This is a genomic window from Streptomyces sp. NPDC051219 (genome assembly GCF_040682335.1).
Lineage (GTDB): Bacteria > Actinomycetota > Actinomycetes > Streptomycetales > Streptomycetaceae > Streptomyces.
In genome coordinates, this window is sequence record NZ_JBFBAS010000002.1 from 368,734 (window position 1) to 383,715 (window position 14,982).

At 71.4% G+C, this 14,982-nt stretch carries 14 protein-coding genes; 4 read left to right on the forward strand and 10 right to left on the reverse strand.

Annotated features, from left to right (window positions below; genetic code table 11):
• Nucleotides 1-789, reverse strand: a complete 789-nt coding sequence (locus AB0M62_RS04450) for a lysophospholipid acyltransferase family protein (RefSeq protein WP_366072597.1) — start codon at nucleotides 787-789, stop codon at nucleotides 1-3.
• 238 nt (nucleotides 790-1,027) lie between these two features.
• On the opposite strand from AB0M62_RS04450, the gene AB0M62_RS04455 reads away from it, so the two are divergent.
• Together AB0M62_RS04455 and AB0M62_RS04460 are read left to right on the forward strand one after the other, a co-directional pair.
• Complete coding sequence (locus tag AB0M62_RS04455; RefSeq protein WP_366072598.1) at nucleotides 1,028-1,834, forward strand: alpha/beta fold hydrolase; 807 nt, start codon at nucleotides 1,028-1,030, stop codon at nucleotides 1,832-1,834.
• A complete protein-coding gene (locus tag AB0M62_RS04460) occupies nucleotides 1,827-2,459 on the forward strand; it encodes a hypothetical protein (RefSeq protein ID WP_366072599.1) in 633 nt (210 codons plus the stop codon). Before AB0M62_RS04455 ends, AB0M62_RS04460 begins: the two co-directional genes overlap by 8 nt.
• Here the strand turns inward: AB0M62_RS04460 and AB0M62_RS04465 are convergent.
• From AB0M62_RS04465 to AB0M62_RS04490, 6 genes are all read right to left on the reverse strand, one after another.
• Complete coding sequence (locus AB0M62_RS04465; protein ID WP_366072600.1) at nucleotides 2,456-3,262, reverse strand: endonuclease/exonuclease/phosphatase family protein; 807 nt, start codon at nucleotides 3,260-3,262, stop codon at nucleotides 2,456-2,458. The genes AB0M62_RS04460 and AB0M62_RS04465 overlap by 4 nt on opposite strands.
• A gap of 67 nt (nucleotides 3,263-3,329) precedes the next feature.
• A complete protein-coding gene (locus AB0M62_RS04470; RefSeq protein ID WP_366072601.1) occupies nucleotides 3,330-4,271 on the reverse strand; it encodes an ROK family glucokinase in 942 nt (313 codons plus the stop codon).
• 61 nt (nucleotides 4,272-4,332) lie between these two features.
• Nucleotides 4,333-4,743, reverse strand: coding sequence for a DUF5304 domain-containing protein (locus AB0M62_RS04475; protein ID WP_366072602.1), 411 nt, complete (start codon nucleotides 4,741-4,743; stop codon nucleotides 4,333-4,335).
• Nucleotides 4,744-4,807: 64 nt separating this feature from the next.
• A complete protein-coding gene (locus tag AB0M62_RS04480) occupies nucleotides 4,808-6,115 on the reverse strand; it encodes an ArsA-related P-loop ATPase (RefSeq protein WP_366072603.1) in 1,308 nt (435 codons plus the stop codon).
• A complete protein-coding gene (locus tag AB0M62_RS04485) occupies nucleotides 6,115-6,564 on the reverse strand; it encodes an SRPBCC family protein (protein WP_366072604.1) in 450 nt (149 codons plus the stop codon). The genes AB0M62_RS04480 and AB0M62_RS04485 overlap by 1 nt, the downstream gene beginning before the upstream one ends.
• An 89-nt stretch (nucleotides 6,565-6,653) precedes the next feature.
• A complete protein-coding gene (locus tag AB0M62_RS04490) occupies nucleotides 6,654-7,424 on the reverse strand; it encodes a metallophosphoesterase (protein ID WP_366072605.1) in 771 nt (256 codons plus the stop codon).
• 228 nt (nucleotides 7,425-7,652) lie between these two features.
• On the opposite strand from AB0M62_RS04490, the gene AB0M62_RS04495 reads away from it, so the two are divergent.
• Nucleotides 7,653-9,449 (forward strand): AMP-dependent synthetase/ligase, encoded by a 1,797-nt coding sequence (locus AB0M62_RS04495; RefSeq protein WP_366072606.1) that lies wholly within the window; start codon nucleotides 7,653-7,655, stop codon nucleotides 9,447-9,449.
• Here the strand turns inward: AB0M62_RS04495 and AB0M62_RS04500 are convergent.
• Nucleotides 9,437-11,080 carry a GMC oxidoreductase gene (locus AB0M62_RS04500; RefSeq protein WP_366072607.1) on the reverse strand — a complete coding sequence of 548 codons (1,644 nt, stop codon included), beginning with the start codon at nucleotides 11,078-11,080 and terminating at the stop codon, nucleotides 9,437-9,439. The two genes, AB0M62_RS04495 and AB0M62_RS04500, sit on opposite strands and share 13 nt — an antisense overlap.
• A 55-nt stretch (nucleotides 11,081-11,135) precedes the next feature.
• Nucleotides 11,136-12,296: a glycosyltransferase family 4 protein gene (locus AB0M62_RS04505; RefSeq protein ID WP_366072608.1), complete on the reverse strand. Its 1,161-nt coding sequence runs from the start codon at nucleotides 12,294-12,296 to the stop codon at nucleotides 11,136-11,138.
• Between the two features lie 108 nt (nucleotides 12,297-12,404).
• On the opposite strand from AB0M62_RS04505, the gene AB0M62_RS04510 reads away from it, so the two are divergent.
• On the forward strand, nucleotides 12,405-13,685 hold the full coding sequence (locus AB0M62_RS04510) for a glycosyltransferase family 87 protein (protein WP_366072691.1): 1,281 nt from the start codon (nucleotides 12,405-12,407) through the stop codon (nucleotides 13,683-13,685).
• Here AB0M62_RS04510 and AB0M62_RS04515 read toward each other — a convergent pair.
• Nucleotides 13,642-14,886, reverse strand: a complete 1,245-nt coding sequence (locus tag AB0M62_RS04515; protein WP_366072609.1) for a hypothetical protein — start codon at nucleotides 14,884-14,886, stop codon at nucleotides 13,642-13,644. The two genes, AB0M62_RS04510 and AB0M62_RS04515, sit on opposite strands and share 44 nt — an antisense overlap.
• Nucleotides 14,887-14,982: the final 96 nt, after the last annotated feature.

The window sequence follows — 14,982 nt, forward strand, 5'->3', positions numbered from 1 at the left end:
CTAGCCGCCGGACCGTTCCGCCGTCTCGGCCTTTTCGGCCTTCGTTGCCAAGGCCTTCGCTGCCAAGGCCTTCTCGGTCTTCTCGTCTTCGGATCGCCGCTTCGCCGCTTCGGCGATCTGACGCTTGGCCGCCGTCGCGTAGATGTCGACGTACTCCTGGCCGGAGAGCTTCATGATCTCGTACATGACCTCGTCGGTCACCGAACGCAGGATGAACCGGTCGCCGTCCATGCCGTGATAGCGGCTGAAGTCGAGCGGCTTGCCGATCCGGATGCCCGGGCGCATCAGCTTGGGCACCACCTTGCCGGGCGGCTGGATCTTCTCGGTGTCGATCATCGCCACCGGTATCACCGGCGCGCCGGTGGCCAGGGCCACGCGCGCCAGGCCGCCCGGCTTGCCCCGGTACAGACGGCCGTCGGGCGAGCGGGTGCCTTCCGGGTAGATACCGAAGAGCCCACCGCTCTCGATCACGTCGATACCGGCCTTGATCGCCGCCTCGCCCGCGCCACGCGCACCGGAGCGGTCCACGGGCAGCTGGCCGACGCCCTTGAAGAACGCGGCCGTCAGCTTCCCCTTCACACCGGGCGAGGTGAAGTATTCGGCCTTGGCGATGAAGGTGACCTTGCGGTCGAGTACCGCGGGCAGGAAGAAGGAGTCCGAGAACGACAGGTGGTTGCTCGCGAGGATCGCCGGCCCATCGGCGGGGATGTTCTCGAGGCCCTCCACCCACGGCCTGAAGGCGAGCTTCAGTGACCCTCCGATGGAGAACTTCATTGCGCCGTAGATCAACTCGAGTGCCTTCCTGTGTCTGTCGAACAGACCTTAACCCGTGGCAGGGCTGCGCTCTCGCTCACAGCGGGCTGTCGGCCCTGGTCGGTGTCAGTCCGGTCGCGTACGGTGAAGTACACATGGCGCGCCTCCCTCGTACGACCCTCGCTCCACCTCGTGCCACCTCGTACGACCTGCGCCCCACCCTCGCCCCACCTTCGCCCGACCCTCGTCCGACCCCTACGAACAGGAGTCCCCGGTGCCGGTCCTCCCTGGAGCTGAGCCGTTCCGCCACGAGGGCGGAGAGGTCGGCGTCCTCCTCTGTCACGGTTTCACCGGTTCCCCGCAGTCGCTGCGTCCCTGGGCCGACCATCTGGCCGCACGAGGGCTGACCGTGTCCCTGCCGCTGCTGCCCGGACACGGCACGCGCTGGGAGGACATGCAGCTCACGGGCTGGCAGGACTGGTACGCGGAGGTTGACCGGGAGTTGCGCGCCCTGCTGGAGCGGTGCAGCCAGGTCTTCGTCTTCGGCCTCTCGATGGGCGGGGCGCTCACGCTGCGGCTCGCCGCGAAGCACGGCGACGCGATCAGCGGGATCGTCGTCGTCAACCCGGCGAACAAGGTGCACGGCCTCTCGGCGTACGCCCTGCCGGTCGCGCGCCACCTCGTACGGACGACCAAGGGCCTGCGGAGCGACATCGCGAAGGACGGCGTCGAGGAGGTCGGCTACGACCGGGTGCCGCTGCACGCCGCCCACTCCGTGCGGAACTTCTTCCGGCTCGTCGACACCGAACTGCCCCAGGTCACCCAGCCGATGCTGCTGCTGCACAGCCCCCAGGACCATGTGGTGCCGGCGGCCGACTCCGCGCGGATCCTGAGCCGCGTCTCGTCGACCGACGTCACCGAGACCATCCTGGAACAGAGCTACCACGTCGCGACGTTGGATTATGACGCGGAGCGCATTTTCGAGGACAGTTACGCATTCATCGGCCGGCTTGCTCCGAGTGCCGGCGAGGCGGGGTCGCCCCTGCCGGAGGTAAGAGGAGGGACGGCCACCGGTGGCTGAACAGGACGCGGACCGCGGCGACAGCCGTGAGGACGACCGGGAACCGCAGGTGACCCCCGCCGGGGATGCCGGTGCCGGGGCCGCCGACGGCGGTGCGCCGGTCGACGAGGACGCGGCCTGGGCGGCGATTGTCGCCGGTTACGGCGAGGAGCCGCCGGACCCGCCGGGCGCGAAGCCGTTCAAGTCGATCGAGGACCTCTCCCTCCCGGAGGGCGAGGTCAACAGCACCGAGCCGGGCAGGAAACCCTCCGAGCCGCCCGCCGACAAGCCGCTGGGCAGCTCGGTCGTGTTCGCGCCGGGCGTCGGCCCCGGCCCGCGCGACCACGAGCTGGCCGACCCCGACGCCGACGACACCGACGACCTCGACGAGAGCGACGAGGGGCACTTCGTACCGCCGGAGCCGCCGCCGCTGCCCGCGGCCGACACGACGGCCAAGTTCGCCTGGCTCGCCGTCGTGGGCGGTCCGCTGCTCCTGCTCCTCGCGGTTCTGCTGGGCTGGAGCATGACGTGGTGGCTGACCACGCTCGGCATCGGCGGCTTCCTGGGCGGCTTCGCCACGCTCGTCGCCCGCATGCAGCACGACGACGACGAGGACGACGACCCGGGCCGCGGGGCAGTCGTCTAGGGAGTGCTCGAAGGGGCGAGGCGACGTCCGCCGGGAGGGTAGTCCGTGCCGGCCCGGGCGGGTACGCGCAGGGCGGCCAGGACCGGAAGGTGGTCCGTGGCCGCCGTCAGGTCCGCCCTGCTGATCCCGGGCAGGTCCAAGGGCACACCGCAGCCCAGCACTTCGATGCCCTGCGTCGCGAAGACCGCGTCGATGCGCTGGTGCGGGTCGCCCGGTGTCGAGGTGTACTCGCCGCCCCACGGCTTGACCGTCCAGCAGTCCTGGAGCTCCTTCGCCAGCCTGCGGAACGAGCGGCCGCCGGGGCGCTCGTTCACGTCGCCCGCCGCGATCGCGTGCGGGACGTCCATCGCGTCGAGGCGGTCCAGCAGCATCCCGGCCTGGGTGTAGCGCTCATCGGTCTGCAGGCTCAGATGGCAGCTGACCAGGCCGATCCGGGCGCCCCCGATCCTCACCACCGAGGTGGCGAACCCCCGCTGGTGCAGGCCAGGGGTTCGCGGCAGCAGCACGTCCTCGGTGCGCTCGACCGTTACCCGCAGCGAGCACAGCAGCAGCGGCCCCGCCGCGGTGGCACCACCGGAAAGCACCACCAGGCCGGTCCGTGCCGCCAGCCAGGCCGCGCGCTTGCGCCACCGGAAGAACCGCGGCGCCTCCTGGACGAACACCAGGTCGGGCGCACACGCATTGATCACCCGGGCCAGCGCTTCGCGGTCGTCCCGCATCGAGCGGATGTTGTAGCTGAGGACCCGGAGTACGACGGAACCGTCGGGCTCAGTACGGGAGTCGGGCAGCGCGTTCGTCGCCATGGGGCTCAAGATATGCCAGAGCCCGCCGCACCCCCTACAGGGCGCGGCGGGCTCTGCCGTACGGAGGTCAACCCTGGCGGGCCAGGTCCGCCGCGCCCACCAGGCCTGCACGGCCGCCCAGTTGGGCCGCCAGGACCTGGGCGTGCGGACGCCACTGGCCGCCGATCAGCCAGCGCCGGAACGACTTGCGGATCGGGTCGAGGACCAGCTCGCCCTCGTCCGAGACGCCGCCGCCGACGATGAACGCCGAGGGGTCGAAGAGCGAGGCCAGGTCGGCCAGACCCGCGCCCGCCCAGCGGGCGAGCTCGCGGAACGAGTCGACAGCCACCGGGTCGCCCTGGCGGGCGGCCGCGCTGACGTGCTTGCCCTCGATGCCGCTCACCGTGCCGTCACCGAGGGACAGCAGGATCTGGGCGTTCTCGGGAGTCGCCTTGGCACGCTGCTGCGCGTACCGGACCAGCGCGCGCCCCGACGCGTACTGCTCCCAGCAGCCCTGGCTGCCGCAGCCGCACATGAGGCCGTCCGGCACGACCCGGATGTGACCGAATTCCGCGGCGACACCGAAGCGTCCCCGCCGCAGCTTGTTGCCGATGATGATGCCGCCGCCGAGGCCGGTGCCGAGGGTGATGCAGATGACGTCCTCGTGGCCCTGACCGGCGCCGAAGCGGTACTCGCCCCAGGCGGCCGCGTTTGCGTCGTTCTCGACGACGACGGGCAGGCCGACGCGCTGCTCGACCTTGTCCTTGAGCGGCTCGTGGCGCCAGTTGACGTTCGGCGCGAAAAGCACGGTGGCGCGCTTGTCGTCGACGTATCCGGCCGCGCCGATGCCGACGGCCTCGATCTCGTACCCGCCTCTGACCTCGGACACGGCAGTACAGATCGCGTCGATGACGGCGTCGGCGGTCGACGGGGTGGGCACCTTGTACGTGTCCAGAATGGCGCCCTCTTCGTCGACCACGCCCGCCGCGATCTTCGTGCCGCCGATGTCGACGCCGATGGTGAGTCCCATATGTCCCTCAGTATTCGGTCGAGCCCCGCTAGAGCCAACCGTACCCGAGGGCGACGGCACGTCAGTCGAGGTCGATGCGCTCGGCCGGCCCGGGACCCTCGTCCCCCGGCCCCCGCGTCCAGCGGCGCTCCTGCGACTCGACGGCGGACCGGTAGGCGGCGAGAAGCTCGGAACCGGCGGCGGCGAGGTGGTCGAAGACGTCGGGGTTGCGCTCGATGACCGGCTCGACCGCGGATTTCGCCTGGCTGATCAGCTGCTGGACGGCGCCCTGCGCCGCCGAGCCCAGCAGCGGCGACTGGAGCGAGGCGACCTTGTCGGCCACCGCGTCGACGAGCTTGCGCAGCTCCTCGGCGGCGGTGCCGGGCGGCGGCCCCTGCTGCCCGCGGCGGCGGGCCTTCTCCGCGGCGAGGTCCTCGGCGCACGCCTTGGCCCAAGCGTCTGCATCGACGGGGCGATCGGTGGCTTCGCTCATGGCGGGCTCCTGCGGGAGGACAACGGCTAGTACAACCGACGGTACCTGAACGGCGGGAAGACGTTCAGTTCGCCCGCGGCCACAGCGCCGGATCCGGCGTGAAGCGGATGCGGAGCTCGCCGTCGCGGAGGCCGGCCCCCGAGACGGTACAGCGGCGCAGTGCGGACGGCAGGGTGACGACACGGCGGAACGGGCCGACGCCGAGGACGAGTTCGTCGCCGCGGCGGACAAGATCCAGCTCGTCCCGCGAGGCGCCGGGCAGCGGCAGGTGCCAGACGAGGACGTTGTCGTCGGCAAGGCGGTCCTCGATGCTCCAGCCGTGCCCGGCCACCGGGTCCGCGGACGCCGGCACGTCCAGCAGGGCGAGGTCGTCCAGCAGGGCGAGGTCGTCGAGGGAGCGCGGCGCACGGCCCAGGTGGGGCAGCTCCCGCACCTGCGGGAACTCGTCGGTCAGCTGCTTGAGATGCTCCTGCTGCCCGGCCGAGGCGGCGGCGAGCCACGGGTCGGTGGACCCGGTGGGCAGCAGCCGGTTGGCGACCACCAGGTCCGGGGCCCGGCCGTACAGAGCCAGTCCCGTCCGGGCGGTGCGCAGAGCGTCGGCTCCGGCCGGCCCCGGTTCGATGACCAGCCGGACCGTCGTGTCCGGCGACTCGACGGCGGCCTGGGCCCCGGCGAGCTCGGCCTCCCAGCGGGCGGCGGTGGCGTACAGCCACTGCGCGGGCATGGGTACCCCGGCGAGCTGGGCCAGGACGGGCCGCAGCGCGCGGGCGGCCTGCCGCTCGGCCGGCAGGAGCCGCCGGAGGTACCGGCGCAGCTGTTCGGGCAGCGCGAGGGCGGCGATCGCCTGCGGAACGGGGGGCATGTCCACGACGACGAGATCCCAGTCGGCAGGGGCGTGCCGGTCCTGCGCGGAGGCCGGGGTGCGCGCCCCGCCGTCTGTGCCGCCCGATGCCGGCCCGCCCGCCGAAAAGGCGCCACCGTCGTCGGTCGGCCGGGGGGCCGCCGGGGCCTCGTGCAGAGCTCTCAGGGCGCGCAGGAGCGCGAACTGTTCCGCCCCCGGCAGCTCGGTCAGCTCCTCGGCCTCGAGCCGGTTCGCACCGAGCAGGTTCAGCGCGGTCGAGCTGCGCTCCTGCAGCGCCAGCAGTTCGGTACGGAAATCAGCGGCGGAGTCGACCCGCGCGGCCCAGAGGCCCGGGGCCGCCTCGGCCGGCCGGTCGCCGACGGTGGAGCCGAGCAGGGCGCCGAGGCCGTCGCCCCGGTCCGTGGAGATGACCAGCACCCGCTGTCCGGCGCGCGCGGCGGTGGCCGCGGTCGCCGCCGCGACGGTGGTACGGCCCGCGCCGCCCGGGCCGGTGACGAGGACCGTACGCATCAGGCTGCCGGGCCGCTCTCGACGCGCTTCTTCAGGCCGGCCAGCGCGCGGTCGATGATGACCTTCTCCGCCTTGCGCTTGATCATGCCGAGCATCGGGATCTTCACGTCGACGGTCAGCTGGTAGGTGACCTCGGTGCGGTCGCCGCCACCGGCGGGGGCGAGGCTGTACGTGCCGTCGAGCGCGCGAAGCATCTGTGACTTGACGAGCGTCCAGCTGACCTCGTTCTCGCCGGTCCAGGTGTACGCGAGGGTGTGGTCGTCCTTGATCGCGCCGGCGTCCAGCAGCAGCCGGACCTGTTCGGCTCGGCCCTTGGCGTCGGTGGAGAGGACCTCGGCCTCCTTCACCTCGCCGGTCCACTCCGGGTAACGGGCGAAGTCGGCGATCACGCCCATGACGTCGGCCGGTGCCGCCTCGATCGTGATGCTCGAGCTGGTGTGCTCCGCCATCGCTGTGGCTCCTCCAGTGCGGTCCGGTGAGGAAGTGGAGCAGGCGCAGGTGCCGCCTGCCGCGTGAAGGCTATCGCGAGCTGCACTGTTCACCACTCCAGGGCCCAGGGGCGCCCGGTGGACGCGAAGTGGCCGACGTTCACGCACTCGGTGGCGCCGATCCGCGAGCGCTGGGACAGCGGCTGGTGGACGTGGCCGAATAGGGCGTACCGCGGCCGCACCCGGTGGATGGCGGCCAGCAGCGCTTGGCTGCCACGCTCGAACCGCCGCGCCACCGTGTCGTAGCAGAGCTCCGGAACGTCCGGCGGGATGTGCGAGCACAGCACGTCGACCTCCCCGAGTCGTTCGATCTTGTCGGCGAACTCCTCGTCGTCGACCTCGTACGGGGTACGCATCGGGGTGCGCAGTCCGCCGCCGACGAAGCCGAAGACCCGGCCGCCGATCTCGACCCGCTCGCCGTCGAGGACGGTGGTGCCCGGCCCCGCGTACTCCGGCCAGAGGGCGGGGATGTCGACGTTGCCGTAGGTGGCGTACGTCGGCGTGGGGAACGCGGCGAACAGCTCGGCGTACTGCTTGCGTACCGCGGCCTCGATGGCGGCGGTACGGTCGAGGCCGGCCCACAGGCGGGCGCCGAACTCGCGGGCCTCCTCGAACCGCCGTGCGGTGCGCAGTTCCACAAGGATGCCGGCGTTCTCGGCGCCGAAGAGGTCGGGGAAGATGCCGCGCGAGTGGTCGGCATAGTCGAGGAACAGCACCAGGTCACCGAGGCAGATCAGGGCGTCGGCGCCCTCTCCCGCCCTGGCGAGATCCGCCGCGTTCCCGTGTACGTCGCTCACCACATGGACTCGTGTGCCTGGCATGACGATCACACTAGGACGAGCCGCCCGGACTGGGTAGACGGTGCCGGACCTGCGGTTACTCCCGGGCTAGGTGAATGGTGGACCAAGTGTGGACTACTGTGCGGCAGGTACCGCCGTGTCGTGTGACGCATGGAACATCTGGCCGGAACCCCCTATCCGGAACCCACTACCGATGGGTAACGTCCGGGCAGTCCGATCGTGGCGATGGCGCCCAGAGGAGCAGCAGTCTTGCGCGAGTTCAGCCTTCCGGCCCTGTACGAGGTCCCTTCGGACGGCAACCTGACGGATCTGATCCGCCGCAATGCCGCTCAGCATCCAGATGTGGCTGTCATGAGCCGCAAGGTCGACGGCGTGTGGACGGATCTCACCGCGACCGAGTTCCTCGCCGAGGTGCGGGCCACCGCCAAGGGGCTGATCGCCTTCGGCGTGCAGCCGGGCGACCGGGTCGCTCTCATCTCCCGCACCAGCTACGAGTGGGTGCTGCTCGACTTCGCGATCTGGAGCGCCGGCGCGATCACCGTGCCGGTGTACGAGACGAGTTCGCCCGAACAGGTCCAGTGGATCCTGGGTGACTCGGGCACGGTCGGCGTCATCGTGGAGGGCGACGCGCACGCTGCGGCCGTCGAGTCCGTACGCGACCGGCTGCCCGGCCTCAAGCAGGTCTGGCAGATCGGCAAGGGCGCCGTCGACGAACTCCGTGCCGCGGGCTCGGAGATCTCGGACGAGACCGTGGACGAGCGCAGTTCGGCCGCCAAGGCCGACGACATCGCCACCATCGTCTACACCTCCGGCACCACCGGTAAACCCAAGGGCTGCGTGCTCACCCATCGGAACTTCTTCGCCGAGTGCGGCAACGTGGTGGAGCGGCTCAGGCCTCTCTTCAACACCGGCGAAAGCTCCGTCCTGCTCTTCCTCCCGGCCGCGCACGTCTTCGGGCGGCTGGTCGAGGTGGGGTCCGTACTCGCGCCGGTCAGGCTCGGCTGCGTGTCGGACATCAAGAACCTCACCGACGAGCTCGCGTCGTTCCGGCCGACGCTGATTCTGGGTGTGCCGCGCGTCTTCGAGAAGGTCTACAACTCGGCGCGCGCCAAGGCCCAGGCCGACGGCAAGGGCAAAATCTTCGACAAGGCGGCCGAGACGGCCATCGCGTACAGCCGGGCGTGTGCCACCCCGGCCGGCCCGTCCTTCGGGCTCAAGTTCAAGCACAAGGTCTTCGACAGGCTGGTCTACAGCAAGCTCCGCGCGGTGCTCGGCGGCCGCTGCGAGTACGCGATCTCCGGTGGCGCCCCGATGGGCGAACGTCTCGGCCACTTCTTCAGCGGCATCGGCTTCCGGGTGCTGGAGGGATACGGCCTGACGGAGACCTGCGCGGCCACCGCGTTCAACCCGTGGGACCGCCAGAAGATCGGCACGGTCGGCCAGCCGCTGCCCGGTTCCGTGGTGCGGATCGCGGACGACGGCGAGGTGCTGGTGCACGGCGAGCACGTCTTCCAGGGCTACTGGAACAACGAGGCGGCCACCGCCGAGGCGCTGGCCGACGGCTGGTTCCACACCGGCGACGTCGGCACGCTCGACGAGGACGGCTACCTCGCGATCACCGGCCGCAAGAAGGAGATCATCGTCACCGCGGGCGGCAAGAACGTCGCCCCCGCGGTGATCGAGGACCGCATCCGCGCACATGCGCTGGTGGCGGAGTGCATGGTGGTGGGCGACGGGCGGCCGTTCGTGGGCGCGCTGGTCACCATCGATGAGGAGTTCCTGGGCCGCTGGGCCGAGGAGCACGGCAAGCCGGCCGGTTCGACGGCGGCTTCGCTGCGCAACGACTCGGATCTGCTGGCCGCCGTGCAGTCGGCCGTCGACGACGGCAACGCCGCCGTCTCCAAGGCGGAATCGGTGCGGAAATTCCGCATTCTGCCCTCCCAGTTCACGGAAGAGTCGGGGCACATCACGCCGTCGCTGAAGCTCAAGCGCAATGTGGTGGCGAAGGACTTCTCGAACGAGATCGAGGCGATCTACACCGCGTGATCCTCCGCCAGGATCCGGGCCATGTTCCGTTCCGCGAGAGCGGTGATGGTGACGAACGGATTGACCCCGACGGAGCCGGGGATCAGTGAGCCGTCGGTGACGTACAGGCCGGAATACCCTTTCGCCCGGCCGTAGTCGTCGGTCGCGTCACCGAGCACGCAGCCGCCCAGCGGGTGGTACGTGAAGTCGTCCGCGAAGGTCTTGTTGCCGCCGAACAGGTCGTAGCGGTAGATCGTCGCGTTGGCCTTGTTGATGCGGTCGAAGAGGCGCTTGGCGGCGGCGACCGAGGGCTCGTTCTGGTCCCGGGTCCAGTTGAGCCTCGCCGAGTCGGTGGCGGCGTCGTAGGAGAACGTGCCGCGCTCCGGGTTCTTGGTGATCGCCAGATACAGGCTGATCCAGTGCTCGAGACCGGTGGGCAGCGGCGCGATCTCCGCGAAGACCGGGTTCGCGGGGTTTGACCAGTCGTCGATGCCGAGGGTGGGCATGGTCGACTGGTTCGCTCCGACGGTGTCCCAGAGGTGGTTGGCACGGGCGGTCATGACATTGCCGTTGTGGCCCCAGCCGGTGCCGACCCGTGGACTGACCCCCGGCAGGGTGCCGGTCTCCCGGGCGCGCAGCAGGAGTTCGGTGGTGCCGAGGCTGCCGGCGCCGAGGAAGAGCCGCTTGCAGCCGATCTCCCTCGTCTCGACGACCCGCCCGTCGATGTCGGTGCGGTCGACGGTGAGGACGTACGTACCGTCCGGCTGTCTGCGGACCGCTCTCGCCCGGTGCAGTGTCTCGATGGTTACGTTACCGGTGCCGAGGGCCGCCGCCAGGTACGTCTTGTCGAGGCTGCGCTTGCCGTGGTTGTTGCCGTAGATGACCTCGCCGGCGAGCGCCGACTTGGCGGCCTGTCCGGCGGCCTCGCGCTGCATGTAGCCGAAGTCGTAGACGTTGGGCACGAAGACCGTCTTCAGGCCCGCCTTCTGGGCGTGCTTCCGGGAGACGCGGGAGAAGCGGTACCACTCGGTGGACTCGAACCAGGCCGGATCGATGGTGTTGACACCGAGCATCCGGCGGGCTCGCGGGAAGTACGTGTCGTACATCTCGGCAGCGTCGACCTGCGGGAGCACCTCGGAGAAGTACGTATGCGGCGGGGTCACCGCCATACCGCCGTTGACCAGCGATCCGCCGCCGACACCCCGGCCGACGAACACGGAGATACCGCTGTGGCGGACGCGGTCCAGGACACCGGGGTAGGGGCTGATGTCCTTGTTGACGACGTCCAGCCAGAGGAAGGTGGCGAGCGGAGCCTCGGTGCGGGTCCGGAACCACATGGAGCGCCGGTCGGGTGCCGAGGTGCCGCAGAAGATCTTTCCGTCGGCGGCCGGGGTGTCCCAGAGCCGGCCCATTTCGAGCACGAGGGTCCGGATGCCGGCCTCGCCGAGGCGGAGGGCGGCTACGGCGGCGCCGTAGCCGGAACCGACCACGACGGCGGGGGCGTAGTCGGCGGCGGCCGCCTGATCAGCGGCTGCCGCCAGGGGCTCCACGGCTGCTGCCGGGGAGAGACCGATGCGGGTGAAACCGAGCGCGGCCGCCGTCTGCAGGGCACCGATGCCCAGAAGATGACGACGCGTCAGATTTGATGTCATGAGCGCATCATGAGCGGAATATCCGATTCCGCCTATATCCCGCGCAGCGGCGTTTCTACAAGAGCGCCTTGAGATTTTCGGCCAGCAGGTCCCAGCGCCACTTCTCCTCGACCCATTCCCGGCCACGCTCGCCCATCCGGCGCCGCAGCTCAGGGTCTTGGAGCAGGGTGACGATCCGGTCGGCCGACTCCTGCGCGGCGACCGCCGGGGGCCCTCCGGGTACCACCCAGCCGGTCTCCCCGTCGAGTACCGCGTCGGGCGCGCCTCCGGAGTCGCCCGCCACCACCGGCAGCCCGGTCGCCGAGGCCTCCAGGTAGACGATGCCGAGCCCCTCGACGTCGAGCCCGCCGCGACGCGTACGGCAGGGCATGGCGAAGACGTCACCCGCGCCGAAGTGGGCGGGCAGTTCCTCCCACGGGACGGGCCCGGTGAAGCGCACGGAGTCCTGTACACCCGTATCCGCTGCGAGCTTCTTCAGGTCGTTGGCGTACGGCCCCCCGCCGACGATGAGCAGCACGGCGTCCGGCACCCGGGCCAGGATGCGCGGCATCGCGAGAATCAGGGTGTCCTGGCCCTTCCGGGGCACCAGACGGGACACGCACACCACGACGGGCCGGCCGGCCAGGCCTAGCCGCTCGCGGACCGCGTCCCCGCCCGAGCCGGGGTGGAACGTCTTCTCGTCCACACCGGGCGGCAGTTGGACCATACGCGCGGCGGCTCGCGGGGTGAGCGCTGCGGCGATCCGGGAGCGTGTGTACTCCCCGAGGTAGGTGATCGTGTCGGTACCCTCGCCGATCCGGCGCAGCAGCTGCCGGGACGCGGGCAACTGCGCCCATCCCGCCTCATGGCCGTGCGTGGTGGCGACCAGCCGCTTCGCGCCCGCCCGGCGCAGGGCCGGAGCCATCAGCCCGAGCGGTGCGGCCGCTCCGAACCACACCGACTCGCAGCTGTGTTCGCGCAGCAGCTGGACGGCCCGCCGGGTGACGCGCGGGGTCGGCAGCAGCATGGTCGTACGGTCGCGGACGACCGTGAAGGGCTGCTCCGCGTCGAATGCGGCGGTGGCCGGGTCGGCCTCGCCGCCGCGACCACGCTTCCAGGTCGACGCGTACACGACGAGCTGCTCGGGGTCCAGGTGCAGGGCCATGTTGTGCAGGAACGCCTGGATGCCACCGGGGCGGGGCGGGAAGTCGTTGGTCACGATCAGGGTCTTGTGCATCGCCGCCGAGAGTACCCAACGGCCGCGCTTCATGGCTCCCCGGCCACGGCGAGGGGCATCATGGCTGCTCAATCACGGCAGACCCGCCAAAACTCGCACGAGGTGGTCATGGCAGGCATCGGCGACGCGAGGCTCTGGAGGCCGCTCGCGGTGTGGGGCGTCACCAGAGCCCTGCTGCTGCTGTGCGTGTTCAAGGTGTTCACATTCCCCGGGCCGGACGTCACCACCGATGTCTCCGTCATCTACCAGGGCTGGTACGAGGTGCTGAAGACCGGCACCTTCCCGCTGGACGACGTCACCTGGCAGTACCCGCCGGCCGCCGCGCTCGCCGTCCTCTCCCCCGCCCTGCTGCCCTTCCTCGACTACGCGGCGGCCTTCTTCGTGCTGGCCTTCCTCACGGACGCACTGGTCACGGGCCTGCTGCTGTACGCGGGACGGCGGGCCGGCCGGCGGACGACGGGCACCTGGGTGTGGATCGCGGGGGTGCCGCTGCTCGGCCCGACCTCGTACGCCCGGTACGACCTGATGGTGACGGCCGTGGCGGTCACCGCGCTGCTCGCCGGGGCCCGCCGCCCGCGCACTCTGGGCGTGCTGGCGGGGCTGGGCACGCTGCTGAAGGTGTGGCCCGCGCTGCTGATCGCGGGGACCCGTCCCGGCCGCGCCACGCGCGCCGCGTGGGGCTCGGCGGCGCTGACCGCCGGCGGCCTCGCGCTGCTCTTCGCCGCCGCGATGCCGGGGGCGCTCGCGTTCCTCACCTTCCAGCGCGACCGCGGCACCGAGATCGAGTCGCTCGGCGCACTGGTATTCCATGTCGCGCGGCACTTCGGCTGGGAGGGGGAGGTCCTGCTGAACTACGGCTCGGTGGAATTCCTCGGGCCGTACGTCTCCCTGATCAGCACGCTCGCGCTGGCCCTCACGGTGGTCGCCTTCGGCTGGCTGGTGGTGTGGCGCCTGCGCGCGCGGACGTTCGGGGCGAGCACGGCGTGTGACACGGCCTTCGCTGCCGTCCTGCTCTTCACCGCCACCAGCCGTGTGATCAGCCCGCAGTATCTGGTCTGGCTGGTCGGCCTGGCCGCCGTATGTCTCACCCTCCGTGCAAGCCGGATGGACGTACCGGCCCGGCTGGTGCTGGCCGCGACCGGGGTGACCCTGCTGGAGTTCCCCGTCTGGTTCTCCCACGTCGTGGCCGGCGACTGGCTCGGCATCCTGCTGCTGGCCGTACGCAACGGGCTGCTGGTCGCGGCGGCGCTCACCGCGTGCCGCCGGCTGTGGCGCGACACCGTGCCGGGACCGGCCGCGCCCGCCCGTCCCCGCCCGGACGAGGCGTCCGGGTCCGGCGACCGGATCAGCCCAGCCGGACCCGCAGATACGCGCGCCACCGGGCGGTGAAGTCCTCCGGCGTGGTGGAGAGCACCTCGTCCATCTCTCGCTCCACCGCGCCCGCGCGCTGCTGGTGAGCGCCCACGGCCCGGTAGAAGGCCGTCAGCTTCTCCTCGCCCCAGTGGTCGGCGATCATCCTGCAGGCCAGCCAGCCGCCCTCGTACGCCCGCGCCAGGCGGTCCGCGTCGCCGCCGAACCCGAACTCCTCGTCCGCCGGCAGCCGCCCGGGCAGCCCCCCGCCGCGTACGGCCCGGCGCAGCTCGGGCGCGGCCTGGTCGGCGGTGCGGTCCGTACCGCGGTAGGCCAACCAGTCGGCGAACCCTTCCGAGAGCCACAGCGGGGTAGCGGCGGACGTGACCGCACGGGTGGCGACGTGAGCCGTCTCGTGGGTCAGGACGACGCTCCGGCCCAGCTCCCCCAGCACGGCGTACGCCTCGGGGTTGACGATCACGCGGTCCGAGGACGCCGCCGGGGAGGCGCCGGACCTGCCCGTGGTAACGGCCGCGATTCCCCGGTAGCCGGCCGCGGGCGCGCCGAGCAGCGAGGCCATCCCGTCCAGCGATCCGGGCACCAGGACGACCACGCGCCCGCCCCAGTCACCCGTCCAGGCGGCGTCGACGACTGCCACCGCGCGGTCGGCCGCTTCGGCGACCTCGCGAAGTGTCCCGGCCGTTCGGCCGACGCCGAGCACCAGGCTGTGCGTGCCGCGCACGACTGTGACCCGGCCCTGCTGCCAGATCTGCCGCGTGCCTCCCTCCACGGGCCGGTCCGCGGCGACGTACCAGCGGCCCTCGTCCTCGTCCTGTTCGAGTTCCAGTTCGCGGTCGACGGTGGCCGGCGCACGGTCGTAACCGTCCAGCCGGTAGCGGAGTTCGACGCGGGCGGTGGCCGTGGAGCCGTTCCGCCGCAGGCTGGTCAGTCTGTACGCCCAGGACTTCAGCGGCACGTCCGCCAGGTTCGCGAACTCCTCGCGCGCGGCGGCCCGCAGGGCGGACGCCGCCGGATCGAGCGCCGCGAGGTAGGCGGCCTCGTCGCGGTCGAGGACTGCGGCGGCGCGGAGGTCCAGCGTCCGCCGGACCTCGCGTTCGGTGGTCCCGGCCGGGGCGGACGTCCCGCACGCGGACGTCAGCAGAAGGAGCAGGGCCAGTACCGGCCCCGCCCATCGGCCCGCCCCACGCCCGCGCCCACGCCCACGCCCACTCCCTGTCACGCTGCCCGAGCGTACGGGTAAACCGACGAAACGCCCTGACCTGCGGTTGGGCGGGCGCACCCCCGGTGTGATCCCGTGGCCGGTCCCAGGGCGCGC

Bases quoted from the DNA above. Each gene is read 5' to 3' on its own strand.
- AB0M62_RS04485 (WP_366072604.1), bottom strand. From the start codon at position 6,564: ATGGCGGAGCACACCAGCTCGAGCATCACGATCGAGGCGGCACCGGCC.
- AB0M62_RS04505 (WP_366072608.1), bottom strand. From the start codon at position 12,296: ATGCACAAGACCCTGATCGTGACCAACGACTTCCCGCCCCGCCCCGGT.
- AB0M62_RS04475 (WP_366072602.1), bottom strand. From the start codon at position 4,743: ATGAGCGAAGCCACCGATCGCCCCGTCGATGCAGACGCTTGGGCCAAG.
- AB0M62_RS04480 (WP_366072603.1), bottom strand. From the start codon at position 6,115: ATGCGTACGGTCCTCGTCACCGGCCCGGGCGGCGCGGGCCGTACCACC.
- AB0M62_RS04465 (WP_366072600.1), bottom strand. From the start codon at position 3,262: ATGGCGACGAACGCGCTGCCCGACTCCCGTACTGAGCCCGACGGTTCC.
- AB0M62_RS04490 (WP_366072605.1), bottom strand. From the start codon at position 7,424: ATGCCAGGCACACGAGTCCATGTGGTGAGCGACGTACACGGGAACGCG.
- AB0M62_RS04500 (WP_366072607.1), bottom strand. From the start codon at position 11,080: ATGACATCAAATCTGACGCGTCGTCATCTTCTGGGCATCGGTGCCCTG.
- AB0M62_RS04470 (WP_366072601.1), bottom strand. From the start codon at position 4,271: ATGGGACTCACCATCGGCGTCGACATCGGCGGCACGAAGATCGCGGCG.
- AB0M62_RS04510 (WP_366072691.1), top strand. From the start codon at position 12,405: ATGGCAGGCATCGGCGACGCGAGGCTCTGGAGGCCGCTCGCGGTGTGG.